Here is a 13,172-nt window from a genome sequence, read left to right on the forward strand (position 1 = left end):
CCGCAGGGCATCAGGATGTCGGAGAGGGACGGACACAGGTGAACGAACGACACCACGAGCACGCGGTGCGCGAGCGCTGGAGCGTCGAGGCGAAGATCCCGCTGTCGGGAGTCGCCGAGGGCGCGTCCTGGCATCGCGCCCGCTCCGTGCGCTCCGGTGAGCTCGTCACCCTGTTCATGGTCCACGGGGACCTCGCCCTCGAGGTCGCCGACGCCGCGCGCCGCGCCTACCTCGTGGAGAACCCGCGCCTGCTCCCGGTGCTGGACGTGACCGTGTTCGGGGATCCGCGCGGGACCGGCGAGGGATCGGCCGACGGCGCCTCCGGCGCTGCGTCCCAGGGGGATTCCGGTGAGGGCTTCGGGGCCGCGAGCACGGGCGCTCCGCTGACCGTCGTCGAGTACCCGGCCCCGCCGGCACCGCCCCTCGCCGCGCTGTTCGCCCAGGGTGCGCTGCGCCCGGAGACTGCACGGTCGATCATCGGCGAGGCCGCATCGGGGCTCGAGGCCGCCCGCCGCCGCGGGCTGCGCCATCAGCACCTCGACTCCAACCGGGTCTTCGTGGACACCGCGAGCGGGGAGGTGGCGGTGCTGGGCGTCGGCGTCGAGGCCGCCGCCCATCACGACGCCGAGCACGACGGCCGCCTCGCCTCGTTCCTGGACGTGACCGCGCTGGTCGCGCTGCTGTACCGGGCGCTCACGGGCGCCTCCCCGTCGGCCGCCGACGGGCCCCTGCCCCGCCCGTCGCGGATCAGCACGCGGAACATCCCGCAGGATCTCGACATGCTGTGCGAGCTCGTGCTCACCGAGGGCGATCAGCCCGTGCCGGAGACCACGCGCGACCTCATCGCCGAGCTCGAGCCCTGGCAGTCCATCCCCGTCACGCTCGAGGCCTACGACCCCCAGGACCCCACGCGCGCGTCCCGGGACGCGCAGTCGACCACCGCCGGCGCACGCGACGCCGCGGCAGCCGCACAGGCGGCCCCCGTCGCGGCCCCGAACGGTGCCGACGCGGCGAGCCCGTCGACCGGAGCCGAGAACGCTTCCTCCTCGGCGTCCGCTGAGCAGGATCCGGCGGAGGATTCGAGCACACCCTCTTCGGGCGCCTCCGGCGATGCGAGTGCCCGATCCGCGCACGAGGGCTCCGCAGGACGCCTCGACCTCGACCAGGAGCCGCGCGCCGACATCGAGAAGGTGCACACGAGCCGCACCGCCCGCCGCGCGGCCGCCGCGGGAGCGGCCACCGGTGCCGCAGCAGGCGCCGCGGGAGCGGCGGCCGGCGGATCGGACTCGACCTCCGGCGGCGCGGGTACGACCACCGGCGACGCGAGCGCAGGCGCCGGCACGAAGGGTGCGACGCCCGCCGACACGACTGCGACCACGAAGAACGGCTCCGAGCCGAGCACGACCGGTGCGTCGTCGGCGGATCCCAGCGCCTCTCCGTCGGCAGCGCCCGGCTCGCAGGACGCGGCCGCCGCCGAGGCCCCGCCCGAGGACACCACGGGCACCGAGGCCGCGGAGTTCGTGCGCGACCTGCACCTCTCCGAGACTCGCAACAAGGCCGCCTTCCCCGGGCACCTGGATGTCCAGGAGAAGGAGAACCCGCTGGCCGCGGCCACTATCCCGCCGGCGGCGGCGGGCCGCGGAGCCGTGCTGCCCGGCACCTCCCGCGATGCGGACGAGGCCTCGTGGACGGACTCCGTCGCACAGACTCCCGTGGAGGAGGAGGACGCCTCACCCGGGCCGATCATCGTGCGCGGGCGCCCTGTCACCTACGGCGACGAGGACCAGGACGCCTGGGCGGCGACGCCTCACCGGGGCAGCGCGCTCGTGCGCGACGTCGTGGGTGTCGCGATGAGCGCCGAGGACAGCTCGAACGTGTACACCACCACGGCGGAGCCCGACGAGCAGCGCTCCCGGCAGACGCAGTGGATCCTCATCGGCGCCGCTCTCGTCGTGATCATCGCCCTGGTCTTCGCGATCACGAGTGTCACCTCGGGTCTGCGCGAGGCGGCCACGGGTCCGAACGAGAAGGCGACGACGCAGCCCGCGCCCACCGAATCGAAGACGAACGCGCAGGTCCAGCCCACCGAGACCACGGAGTCGGCGACCGAGGGCCCGCCTCCCACCTTCGGCGAGCCCGAGATCTTCGCCGAGGGCGGCAACGGCAATGCGGACCACTCCGAGGATTCGAGTCGCCTGACGGACGGGTCGAAGGACTCATACTGGTCCTCGAAGATCTACCAGAGCGCGGACTACTCCGGTCTGAAGGACGGCATCGGCATCAAGCTGCCCTTCGAGAAGACCTCAACGCTGAAGAAGATCACCGTGAGCACGGCCGATACCGAGGGCGGCTCGATGGAGCTGTACGCCCTGAAGGAGGACGGCAGCCGCGGCGACAAGCTCGGCGACGGCGAGTTCACCGACGGCGGGGACGTCGAGTTCACCCTGGATGAGCCCGTCCAGGCCGACGGTGTGGAGCTGTGGATCGCGGAGCTGCCCAGCAGCACCACCGGCGACGGCTTCCGTGCCCGCATCCAGGAGATCAAGGCGGAATGACCGCGCCCGGGATCCGCCATCGGCGCCCGGGTGCCGGGCCCGGGCCGACGTCCGGCCAGGGCGTGAAGACCTGGGTGGTGGTTCTCGCGCTCGTGCTCGCATCCCTCATCGGGCTCATGCTCTCCGAGGCCCTCCAGCAGTCGACCACCGAGGTGGCGCGCGGCAGCGCGGCGTCGTCCCCTGAGACGGGCAACGCACCCGGGAAGAATTCCTCGGGTCTGCCCGTTCTCACAGAGAGCACCTTGGGGAGCGAGGCGCAGCGACTGGTCGCCTCGGGCGGCACGTTCCAGGCGCCGGCGACCTTCGACCTCAACCGGTGCCTCGAGCAGCAGGGCGTCACGGACGCGCCGATCGTGATGGAGGAGATCGAATGGGGAGCGGACTCCGGTCAGTACTGGATGATCGTGCACGGCCCCTACCAGCGCGATTCCCTGCGGGCGAACGGCGGGATCGTGCAGATCACCGTGGTCCGTCCCACCTGCGGCACCGAGAACGCCGACGCCGCGGGGACGCTGGTGTGGAACGGGTCGACGAACATCGGCAGCGTCTGACCGCCCCATCCACCGCCCAGCGGACCGCCCCGCTCCCGTCTGACCCCCGCGTCGCTGCCCGACCTCGACGCCTGCTCCACATCGGAAGGACCCATCCATGACCCAGCCCATCCAGGCGCTCAACATCCTCGGCGGCGCCGGATCCGCCGCGCCCGCCGCGAAGACCACGGCACCGGCCGCCTCTCCGGCCGGCGGCTCCTCGGGAGATGACACCGTCCACGAGGTCCTCGTCGTCGGCTCCGGCCCCGCCGGCTACACCGCGGCGATCTACGCGGCGCGCGCCGAGATGCACCCCGTCGTCATCGCGGGTGCGCTCGATGCGGGCGGCGCCCTCATGACGACGACCGATGTCGAGAACTACCCGGGCTTCGCCACCGGCATCATGGGCCCCGAGCTGATGGGGACCATGCAGGAGCAGGCCGAGCGCTTCGGCGCGGAGATCATCTTCGAGGACGCGGTCGACGTGCAGCTCGAGGGCCCGGTCAAGACGGTCACCCTGGAGGACGGCACGGTCTACCGGGGCCGCTCGCTGATCATCGCGACGGGCTCGGCGTACCGCGAGCTCGGCATCGAGGACGAGAAGCGCCTCTCCGGCAAGGGCGTCAGCTGGTGCGCGACCTGCGACGGCTTCTTCTTCAAGGACAAGGAGATCGTGGTCGTCGGCGGCGGCGACAGCGCGGTCGAGGAGGCCACGTTCCTCACCCGCTACGCCACGAAGGTGACGCTCGTGCACCGCCGCGACGCCCTGCGCGCCTCGAAGATCATGGCCCGACGGGCCGAGAACGATCCCAAGCTCGACTTCGCGTGGAACGCTCAGGTCGTCGGGATCAACGGCCAGGAGCAGGTCGAGTCCGTGACGGTCAAGGACACCGCGACCGGGGAGGAGCGCACGCTGCCGACCTCCGCCGTGTTCGAGGCGATCGGCCACGAGCCGCGCTCCGCGCTCTTCCGCGACAAGGTCGAGCTCGACGAGCAGGGCTACATCGTGGTCCAGGGTCGTACGACGCATACCTCGGTCGAGGGCGTGTTCGCGGCGGGCGACGTCGTGGACCACACCTACCGCCAGGCCATCACGGCCGCCGGCAGCGGATGCCAGGCGGCCCTCGACGCCGAGCGCTGGCTCGCCCTGCAGGATGACGAGCCCGAGCAGCTCGCGACCGCCGGTGCCCGCGAGGCCTGAGACCCGCACGCTTCACCCCGAGGCCGTCATCGTCCTGGTGACGGCCTCGTGGTGTCTCCCGTGCCGTCCCGCGCGCACCCTGCTGCAGGAGTTGCAGCGCAGGTGGGGAGAGCGGGTCCTTCCCCTGGTCCTCGACGCCGATGCGGCGCCGGCTCACCGCACCGGCATCAACAGATCCGACGGCACCTCCGAGAGCGCCCGCGATGCAGGAGACGACCCCGTCGACGATGCAGTGGTCGGTACGTCGGGGGGCGATGCGGGCATTCCTCTGCTGGCACGCCTCGCGGTGGAGCAGCTGCCCACCTGGATCCTTCTGCACCCCGAGGCGCGAAAGGGCGAGCCGCCGCCGCACGTCCAGGTCATGCCGAATGATCCAGACGACGGCCCCGTCGCTGCCGGCGCGCTCGCGGGGGAGAGTCTGGACGGCCCGGGACTGGTGCTGGGCGGGGACTGGCGCGAGGTCGCACGTCGCGTCGGAGCAGTGCCGAAACTCGAGATCCTCGCCCTCGTGGATCATCCCGACGCACCTGAGCGCACGGCGGGGCCTCCGTACGCTCTCGGATCCGAAGCCGGCGCTGCGGAGAGTAATGGTCATCGAAGTCGTCCGAGCGCCGAGGACCGGGCCTGACTGCAGACGTGAGCCCGCCGGGCACTTCCGATATGCCTCACAGGCGATCTCACGACAGCTGATCCGGTGAGCTTCCGCCGATCTCGTGGGCGTCGACTCGTCAGAGAGCACGTGTTTCACGAAGGTGCCCCATCGGGGCGCCCGATGCACGACACCGAGCAGTTCCGGGACTCGTGCATCGCCACGCCGAGCTCACGAGCACTGATACCGAGACCGATGCCCCGATCCACACATCTCCACATCGTTGTCCACAGCCCCGGGCCTACTTCTCCACACAGTTATCCACAGCAGCCGTCGGTGTGGCGCAGCCACAGCGTCTCCCGCTACGGCCTGCAGTGAAGGCGCTTTAGGTTTCTGACCTGTTGGTTTATTGCGGCGTGTCAACAAGTGTGACGCAGATCCCATTGTGGCTCGAGCGTTTGTCCACCCGCACGTCCACCGATCTGCGCGGCTGTAGGCGCTTTGTCCACATGCTCGTGCACAGTGTGCATTTCCACGCGAAACCGTCCGACCGCACCACCAGCTTCACCCCAGTCCAGTGCTGTCGTGGGCTTGCTGCTCTCAGGCCTGCGTGTACCGGTTCGTCGGCTGGGGTTCCACGCGAAACATGAATCATCGGGGTGACTCTGCCTGGCCTCGTCCTTCTGAGCGCCCGGAGTTCGAGTCAACGACTTTGACTTCCACTGCCGACCCTTCGCGGCACCCGCCCAATGCGGGCTGTCTCTCCCAGGAGATTTCTGCAGGTAGCGTCGCCCTCCCCGAGGACGCATGCAGCCTCTGGCAACAGCCGACGAACCCGGATCCTTGGCCAAGTCTTCTTGTTTCACGTGAAGCGATGTGTGTGCTCGTCCACGTCGTTCCACCCCTCCAAGCTCGGCGGGGAGATCGCACAGAAGTGGAGGTGCTTGGTGTCGCCCCAGCCGACGTCGTCTCTCAGACCGCATCTTTCTCGCACCCATCAAGTCGGTGACGGGGAGACAAACGTGCAGGTCACGAGACTTTCCCGGGCCTCGTTCCACGTGGAACGACTCCGACGTGCCGTCTGTGCATGCTCCTGGGAGCGGTGTTGAAAGGGAGGGCGGACACAGTCTCCCGCAGCGGTGATCCCCGTTCCACGTGGAACACCGGAGGGCGTTCGCGACGAACTGTCGCGGCGATGCGCGAAAGCGACGACGCCTCCTCCTGTCACATCGGCCCTTGGTGGGAGCGTTTCACGGGAAACATGCCCGTCGCGCGCAGCACGTCAGCCGTGCGAGCAAGGGGGTACTCGGCCACACGCTTCTCTTCGCGCCGTCGCTCGCGTCACGCAATCAGGAGAGTCTCCCTCGAGTCGCAATGATGCGCGCTGCATGGACAGGACGTTCCCGCCGGCACTGAACCCAATAGCGAGTGCGTCGCGCGCCACGAGTGTTGCACGTGAAACGCGCGTCCCAGTCCTAGGTCTGTCGCGCCGCTGCGCCTTCCGCGACGGGTTGCTCCGGTCTGCGAGGCCGTAGGTTCCACGTGCAACGCGTCTACTCGCACCAAGCGGAACCCGTTCTCAGCAAACTGACGCCGAGCTCAGCTCTTCATACTTGCGTTGGTTTCACGTGCAACGCACCCATTCACCTCGAGCAAACGTCAGCCTTCAGCAATCGAACACGTGGTTCAGCTCCGCCACTTGCGTAGGTTTCACGTGCAACCGCTCGCTCTCAGGCGGCGGCCCTCCAGGTTCAGGGCAGCTACGGTAGTCGCGTACGGTCGCCACAACGCGAAGCAGTGGCGTGAAGCCTCGAAGAGTAGGGCACCATACGCGCGGGTCCCTTCAACATGCTTTCACTACGCCGGGTTTCACATGGAACGTCGCGCCGCCGCATCTCGCATCCGCAGCACTCAGCAGTGGGAGCCACCCGAAGGTTTCACGTGAAGCAGCGCACGGGGCGCCCCAGCGCGCGATGCGGTTCACGTGCTCGGAGAAGCCGAGCGAACGCCGAATCCAGGGGGAGAGTTTCACGAGAAACCCACGCTCCCGCTCCCGTTCATCCCGCATCAGGGGTAGCGGGCGACTGACGTTGGGTCTTCCTCCAGGCACACGGCAGCGCGGTACCGCGAAGCATCCGCGGCACCAGCCCAGTGCACGGCAACGGAGTGCCGATCCCGTTCCACGTGGAACACGATGTCCGCCACACAACCACTCCACGAGACTCCATGCTGGGCCCTCTTTCCACAGCCACGTCCACACATGTGGAAGCCCACGGGAATACAGTCTGGGCACTGCGGACGCACTCGCGCTCCAGGAATCGACCCTTTGTATTACCCCACCGTGGTACATACTGTGGCGATCACGGCCCGCAAGACCACAGGTCCTGGGCAGCCCGCAGCTCACTTCACAAGACTTGAGCGACTCTTGTGACCCCAGGTGCGGTCACGTCGTGACATGTCCGCACCACGCCTCCCATCGGTCGGCCCTGAGAGCCCCACCCGGCCCCACGCTCGGGTGCACCGCACGTCTCTGCACGTTTCACGGCGGGAACGACGAAGCCCTCCCCGCTCGGAACGGGGAGGGCTTCGTCGTGGAGAAGGCTCGGAGGTCCTCAGCTCTCCTGCGAGCCGAAGGCCTCGCCGAGGTCCAGGCCGATCTTCGCCGCGAGGCGCTCGAGGTCGTCGAGGTTCGAGAACTCCATCGTGATGCGACCCTTGCGCTTGCCCACGTCGATCTTCACGGGGGCTTCCAGGCGGTTCGACAGTCGGCTGGTCAGGTCGACCACGCGCGGATTGTAGCTCGTGCGTCGGGGAGCGGGGCGGTTCGCCGCCGGCTCGGTCCCGCGCGAGGCGAGACGCTCGGTCTCCCGCACGGAGAGCCCATCCGCGACGACGCGCTGCGCGAGCTCCTCCTGCAGGCGCGGATCCTCGACCGCGAGGAGAGCACGCGCATGGCCCGCGGAGAGCGCACCGCTGGCCAGGCGCCGCTGCACGAGGGCCGGAAGGCGCATCAGACGCAGCGTGTTCGAGATCTGGGGACGAGAGCGCCCGATGCGATCGGCGAGCTCGTCCTGAGTGCAGCCGAAGTCCTCGAGGAGCTGCTGATAGGCCGCAGCCTCTTCCAGAGGATTCAGCTGCGACCGGTGGAGGTTCTCCAGCAGAGCGTCCCGCAGCAGGTCATCGTCGCTGGTGGCACGGATGATCGCGGGGATCGTCGCGAGCCCGGCGCGACGGGCGGCACGCCAACGCCGCTCACCCATGACGAGCTCGAAGGACTCGCCATCGTCGGTGACGGGGATGGGGCGCACCACGACCGGCTGCAGCACGCCGACCTCGCGCAGAGAGAACGCGAGCTCGTCGAGCTGGTCATCGTCGAAGTCCGTACGGGGATTGCGCGGGTTCTCCCGGACCTCGTGGATCGGGATCTCGGCGAACTCGGCACCGGGGACCGGCATGAGTCCCCTCTGGTCGTCCGCGTCGCCGCCGTCGAGGGAGTCGTCCTCCTCATTGTCGGGCTCGAGACCGTCATCGGTGCCCGCTGCCGGGCCGGCGGGGGCGTCCGTGGGGTCTTCGGGCTGAGGCGACGTCTGCACGCTCTCCTCGTGAGCGGGGAATCGGTGGCCGGGCTCGACGTCCACGACCGGACTGTCCTCGCGCGGCGGCTCGACGGCCCCCGCAGCGGTGCCGTCCAGCGGGGCGCTCTCCTCGCGCGCAGGGGCGCTGACCTTCGAGGTCGGCTGCGCGCCGTCCTCAGCGCTCTGCTGCGGCTTCTCCTCGTCGGCATGGTCCGTGGACGTAGGAGCCGCGGGGGACTTCGTGGAAGCGCCGGACCGCTTCGCCGACGCCGTGGACCGCGTGGATCGTGAGCTCTTCGGCTGCGCGGAAGCACTCTCCGCAGAACCCTTCGCGGACGCGTCCGACGCCGGCTTCGCCGCTCCGGTGGTGGATCCGGAGGCGGATGCGGCATCCTTCGCGGAGGGGCTCTTGGCCGAGCTGCTCTTCGAGGAGGAGGTCTTCGAGGAAGAGGACTTCGACGGTGCGGCCTTCGACGCCGAAGGCTTCTTGGCCGTGGGCTTCTTGGTCGCGGGGGCCTTGGACGTGGACTTCGTGGTGGACGACTTCTCGGTCGACGACTTCGCGCTCGATCCCGGGGCCGTGGACGTCACCGCCTCGGCCGACTCGTCGGCGCCGTCCGTCCCTGCGGGAGCGTCCTGCACCGGAGCCTCCTGCACCGGCGCCTCCGAGGGGGAGGCGACACTGCGAGCTGCCACACCGCCGCGGGCGCGGGAGGAGCGGGGGGTGCGGGAGGCCGCGCGGCGCTCACGCGCATCGCGCGCCATGTCGCCGGCGATGTCCCCGCGCGCGGCGCGGGTGCGCTCGGAGGACTGTCCGTCCGTCGGATCGCCGGAGAAGAACATGTCGACGGGGCGAGTGGATGCTCCGCTCTCCCCGGGCTCGGCGGACGTGCGCGGATGGCTGCGCGTGCGCAGAGGCTGCTCGGCGGGAGGCGTCGACCCCCCGGGGATCAGCGCACCCAGACCGCGTCCGAGTCCTCGCTTCTGCGTCATGTCCGTCCTCACTGCTCAGTGATCGTGCGGGCCTCCGGGGCGTCCTCGCCTCTCGAGCCGTTCATGGGTTCAGGGTCTTGTGCGGCGTCCCGCTGCAGGTCAGGGGACGCTTCGTGTGGTGAGCTCGTGCGCGGCCGACCGATAGGCGAGCGCGCCGCTGCTCGTCGGATCGTACGACAGCACGGTCTGGCCGTAGCTCGGCGCCTCCGAGATCCTCACGGAGCGCGGGATCGTGGTCCCGAAGGTCTGATCCGGGAAGTGCGTGCGGACGTCCTCCGCGACCTGCGCCGCGAGCCGGGTGCGGGCGTCGTACATCGTCAGCAGGATCGAGGAGACCACGAGCTCCGGGTTCAAATGCTGACGCAGCAGATCGATGTTCTTCAGCAGCAGCGTGAGGCCCTCGAGCGCGTAGTACTCGGCCTGGATCGGGATGAGCACCTCGCGGGCGGCGACCAGCGAGTTCACGGTCAGCAGGCCCAGGCTCGGCGGGCAGTCGATGAGCACGTAGTCCAGGCGCTCGCGGCCCGAGGACTCGCGAGCGGCGAGGTAGTCGCGGATCGAGCCGCGCAGACGGTTCTCGCGGGCGACCATCGAGACCAGCTCGATCTCTGCGCCCGAGAGGTCGATCGTGGCCGGGGCGCACAGCATGCCGTCGACCTCGTCGACCTCCTGCACGACGTCGTCCAGAGGGGTCGACTCCACGAGGACGTCGTACATGCTCGCGACCTCGGACTGATGGTCCACGCCCAGCGCCGTCGACGCATTGCCCTGCGGGTCCATGTCGATGACCAGGACCTTCAGCCCGCCCATGGCCAGGGCGGCCGCGAGGTTCACGGTCGTGGACGTCTTGCCCACGCCGCCCTTCTGGTTGGCCACCGTGATCACGCGCGTGCTCTCGGGAGCGTCGAACACGAGTCCCTCCAATTCCCGTCGACGAGCATGGTCCCGGGCGAGCTGGCGCATGAGAGGGGTGTCGTCCATGCTCCCGGTGGGACCGGTGGAACGGCTGCGGCCGTCAGCCACGTGCCTCTCCCTTCCTCGTCCGTGCAGTGCTCGCGCTCCCGCCCTGCGGGGCGCGGCGCACCCTGACCACTGTAGTGGGAACCTCGACCTCTCCCACTCCGAGCTCCAGCACCTGGGGATCGACTCCGCCCAGGCGACGAAGCACCTTCTGCGCGCGCTCGATCTCCTCGGCCGCGGAGCTCCCCTTGAGCGCCAGCAGCTCCCCCTCGGGGGCGACGAGCGGCAGGGTCCACTTCGCGAGCTTCTCGAGGGCCGCCACGGCTCGCGCCGTCACCGCGTCGAAGGTCCGCTCCCCATGCAGATCCTCTGCGCGGGCACGGACCACCTCGACCTCGATCCCCAGCTCCTCGGCGACCTCCTCGAGCCAGCTCGCCCGGCGCTGCATCGTCTCGATGAGGGTGATCCGCAGATCCGGCCGGGCGATGGCGAGGACCACGCCGGGCAGCCCCGCACCGGAGCCCACGTCGGCCAGCGTGCGCGTCCCCTCGTCGATCGCGTCGGCGAGGAGCGCGCAGTTGACCAGGTGGCGCTCCCAGAGCCGGTCCACCTCGCGCGGGCCGATGAGGCCGCGCTCGAGACCGTCGGTGGCGAGCATGCCGACGAAGCGCTCGGCCAGACCCAGCCGGTCACCGAGCAGCCGCTCGGCGACGGGCCGCAGGTGCTCGGGCAGCGCCGGAGCCGTGCCATCGCTGCCGACGGCGCCCTCGGGGCCCGCGGGACCGACGCCCATCAGGACGCCGGGTAGATGACGACGTGGCGGTCCTTGCCGTCCCCGTCGGACTCGGAGCGCAGGCCCGCCTGCTTCGCGACGTCGTGGACGACCTTGCGCTCGAAGGGGTTCATCGGCCGCAGCGGCACCGGACGGCCGTTCTCGCGGGCGGTCGAGACGGCATCCTCGGCGAGGTGCTCGAGGTCGTCCTTGCGCTGCGCGCGGAAGCCGTCGATGTCGAGCATGAGGCGCGAGCGGTTGCCGGTGCGGGACTGCACGGCGAGGCGGGCGAGTTCCTGCAGGGCGTCGAGCAGCTCGCCGCGCGAGCCGTTGAGCTGCGCGAGGCGGTCGGCGCCGCGGATCTCGACCGACGCGCGGTCCCCGTCCACATCGATGTCGATGTCGCCGTCGAGATCGGCGATGTCGAGCAGCTCCTCGAGGTAGTCGGCGGCGATGTCGCCCTCCTCCTCGAGCTCGCGGACGCGCTCGGCCGGATCACGGGGCGCAGCGGGCTCCTCGTCGGAGTCCTCGGACGAGGCGCGCTCCTGCGCCGGGGCCTCGTCTGCGGTGTCCGCGCCGGCGCCGTCCTCGTCGGCCGTGCCCTCATCGGCTGCGGACGCGTCGGACGACGGCTCCTCGGCCTCGGGGGCGTGGGCCTCGGGCGCGTCGCCGGTCTCGACGACCGGGGTGCTCGTGGGGACCTCGGGCGTCTCGACGGCGTCGTCGGAGGTGCTGGGTTCGGTCATGGTGCTCTCCTCGGGGGATGGATAAGGCCGTGGGCCGTGCATCGGATCCGCAGGGGCGGGGCGATCCGCCCCTGCGGGATCGTGCGGGGAACGACTCAGCGCTTGCGCTTCTTGCCCTTGTTCAGGGCGTTGGAAGGCTTCTTGCCGGACAGATCGGGGGCCTGCTCGCCACCGGCCTGGCCGCGCGCCCGCCGCTCCTCCTGGGCCTTGCGGCGCGCCTCGCGAGCCGCCTCGAGGCGCTCGGCGTCGGTCATCTTCTTCCCGCCCTTGTTGGCCTTGGGCTGGACCCGGATGGGGGCGTCGTCGTCGACGACCACGGGCTTCTTGGGCGTGAAGTCGAGGGGCTCGAGGCCGTTCTTCTCGCGCTTGGCGTTGATGCGCTTCTGGTGTGAGGCCTCGGCGGGCGAGCCGGGCGTCGGGTACGTGTAGACCACGATCGCCTGCTGCGCCATGGTCCAGAAGGTGGTGGTCAGCATGTAGGTGAGCACGCCGATCGGCAGGCCCGGTCCCGTGATCACGTAGATGAACGGGAGCATGTAGATCATCATCTTCTGGGTGCTCGCCATCGGGCCCTCGAGGGCCGACGGCGGCATGTTCCGCATCGTCAGCTCCTTCTGGGTGATGAAGTTGCCCAGACACATCAGCGCGATGATGACGCCCGCGACGATCTTGGTGCCGATGCCGCCGGCGCCGGAGTTCAGGAAGCTGTCCGCGATGGTGACGTGGCCGAAGAGGGTCGCGTGGTAGGCGTTGGAGGCCAGGTCATGCGTCAGGGGGCCGAAGGCCTCCCCGTTCGCCGCATCCTTGAGCTTGTAGAACAGCACCCGGAACAGTGCGAAGAAGATCGGCATCTGCAGCAGCAGCGGCAGGCACGAGGAGAGCGGGTTCGCCCCGGCCTCCCGGTAGATGGCCATGGTCTCCTCGCTCATGGCCTGCCGGGATGCCTGGTCGGTCTTGCCCTTGTACTTCTTCTGCACGGCCTTGAGCTGCGGCGAGACCGCCTGCATGGCGCGCGAGGAGCGGATCTGCCGGATGAACAGCGGCGTGATCAGGGTGCGGACGACGATCGTGAGTCCCACGATGGACAGCAGCCAGGTCCAGCCGGAGCTGCCGTCCATGAAGAGGTCGAGGAACCGGTGGAAAAGCACCATGATCCATGCGACGGCCCACTCGATGGGATAGAGGATGTTGGGCATCGGCCTGATCTTCCTGCCGTCCGTAGGCGCATGTCGTTCATGCGGTGTGACGGCT

The 13,172-nt window shown here is 69.7% G+C and carries 9 protein-coding genes; 4 read left to right on the forward strand and 5 right to left on the reverse strand.

From position 1 onward, the window contains the following. Window positions 1-38 precede the first annotated feature (38 nt). From M4486_RS13870 to M4486_RS13885, 4 genes are all read left to right on the forward strand, one after another. Window positions 39-2,555 carry a protein kinase family protein gene (locus M4486_RS13870; RefSeq protein ID WP_249477829.1) on the forward strand — a complete coding sequence of 839 codons (2,517 nt, stop codon included), beginning with the start codon at window positions 39-41 and terminating at the stop codon, window positions 2,553-2,555. Further along, on the forward strand, window positions 2,552-3,106 hold the full coding sequence (locus M4486_RS13875) for a hypothetical protein (RefSeq protein ID WP_249477830.1): 555 nt from the start codon (window positions 2,552-2,554) through the stop codon (window positions 3,104-3,106). The genes M4486_RS13870 and M4486_RS13875 overlap by 4 nt, the downstream gene beginning before the upstream one ends. A gap of 97 nt (window positions 3,107-3,203) precedes the next feature. Continuing rightward, window positions 3,204-4,286: a thioredoxin-disulfide reductase gene (trxB, locus tag M4486_RS13880; protein ID WP_249477831.1), complete on the forward strand. Its 1,083-nt coding sequence runs from the start codon at window positions 3,204-3,206 to the stop codon at window positions 4,284-4,286. Beyond that, window positions 4,270-4,914, forward strand: a complete 645-nt coding sequence (locus M4486_RS13885; protein WP_249477832.1) for a TlpA family protein disulfide reductase — start codon at window positions 4,270-4,272, stop codon at window positions 4,912-4,914. The genes trxB and M4486_RS13885 overlap by 17 nt, the downstream gene beginning before the upstream one ends. Window positions 4,915-7,487: 2,573 nt before the next feature. Here M4486_RS13885 and M4486_RS13890 read toward each other — a convergent pair. The 5 genes from M4486_RS13890 to yidC form a co-directional block, all read right to left on the reverse strand. Then, the gene (locus M4486_RS13890; RefSeq protein ID WP_249477833.1) at window positions 7,488-9,443 is read right to left on the reverse strand and encodes a ParB/RepB/Spo0J family partition protein; all 1,956 of its coding nucleotides are present in this window, start codon (window positions 9,441-9,443) and stop codon (window positions 7,488-7,490) included. A gap of 99 nt (window positions 9,444-9,542) precedes the next feature. Beyond that, window positions 9,543-10,424, reverse strand: coding sequence for a ParA family protein (locus tag M4486_RS13895; protein ID WP_249477834.1), 882 nt, complete (start codon window positions 10,422-10,424; stop codon window positions 9,543-9,545). A gap of 34 nt (window positions 10,425-10,458) precedes the next feature. After that, on the reverse strand, window positions 10,459-11,196 hold the full coding sequence (gene rsmG / locus M4486_RS13900; protein WP_249477835.1) for a 16S rRNA (guanine(527)-N(7))-methyltransferase RsmG: 738 nt from the start codon (window positions 11,194-11,196) through the stop codon (window positions 10,459-10,461). Next, the gene (locus M4486_RS13905) at window positions 11,196-11,921 is read right to left on the reverse strand and encodes a Jag family protein (RefSeq protein WP_249477836.1); all 726 of its coding nucleotides are present in this window, start codon (window positions 11,919-11,921) and stop codon (window positions 11,196-11,198) included. The genes rsmG and M4486_RS13905 overlap by 1 nt, the downstream gene beginning before the upstream one ends. 95 nt (window positions 11,922-12,016) lie before the next feature. Continuing rightward, complete coding sequence (yidC, locus tag M4486_RS13910; protein WP_249477837.1) at window positions 12,017-13,117, reverse strand: membrane protein insertase YidC; 1,101 nt, start codon at window positions 13,115-13,117, stop codon at window positions 12,017-12,019. Window positions 13,118-13,172 lie beyond the last annotated feature (55 nt).

Source organism: Brachybacterium kimchii, from assembly GCF_023373525.1.
GTDB classification, from domain to species: Bacteria; Actinomycetota; Actinomycetes; order Actinomycetales; family Dermabacteraceae; genus Brachybacterium; species Brachybacterium kimchii.

What these genes read in the sequence shown, in the direction of transcription:
- M4486_RS13875 (WP_249477830.1), top strand. Translation starts at nt 2,552, where the DNA reads ATGACCGCGCCCGGGATCCGCCATCGGCGCCCGGGTGCCGGGCCCGGG.
- trxB (WP_249477831.1), top strand. Translation starts at nt 3,204, where the DNA reads ATGACCCAGCCCATCCAGGCGCTCAACATCCTCGGCGGCGCCGGATCC.
- M4486_RS13890 (WP_249477833.1), bottom strand. Translation starts at nt 9,443, where the DNA reads ATGACGCAGAAGCGAGGACTCGGACGCGGTCTGGGTGCGCTGATCCCC.
- M4486_RS13895 (WP_249477834.1), bottom strand. Translation starts at nt 10,424, where the DNA reads ATGGACGACACCCCTCTCATGCGCCAGCTCGCCCGGGACCATGCTCGT.
- rsmG (WP_249477835.1), bottom strand. Translation starts at nt 11,196, where the DNA reads ATGGGCGTCGGTCCCGCGGGCCCCGAGGGCGCCGTCGGCAGCGATGGC.
- M4486_RS13905 (WP_249477836.1), bottom strand. Translation starts at nt 11,921, where the DNA reads ATGACCGAACCCAGCACCTCCGACGACGCCGTCGAGACGCCCGAGGTC.
- yidC (WP_249477837.1), bottom strand. Translation starts at nt 13,117, where the DNA reads ATGCCCAACATCCTCTATCCCATCGAGTGGGCCGTCGCATGGATCATG.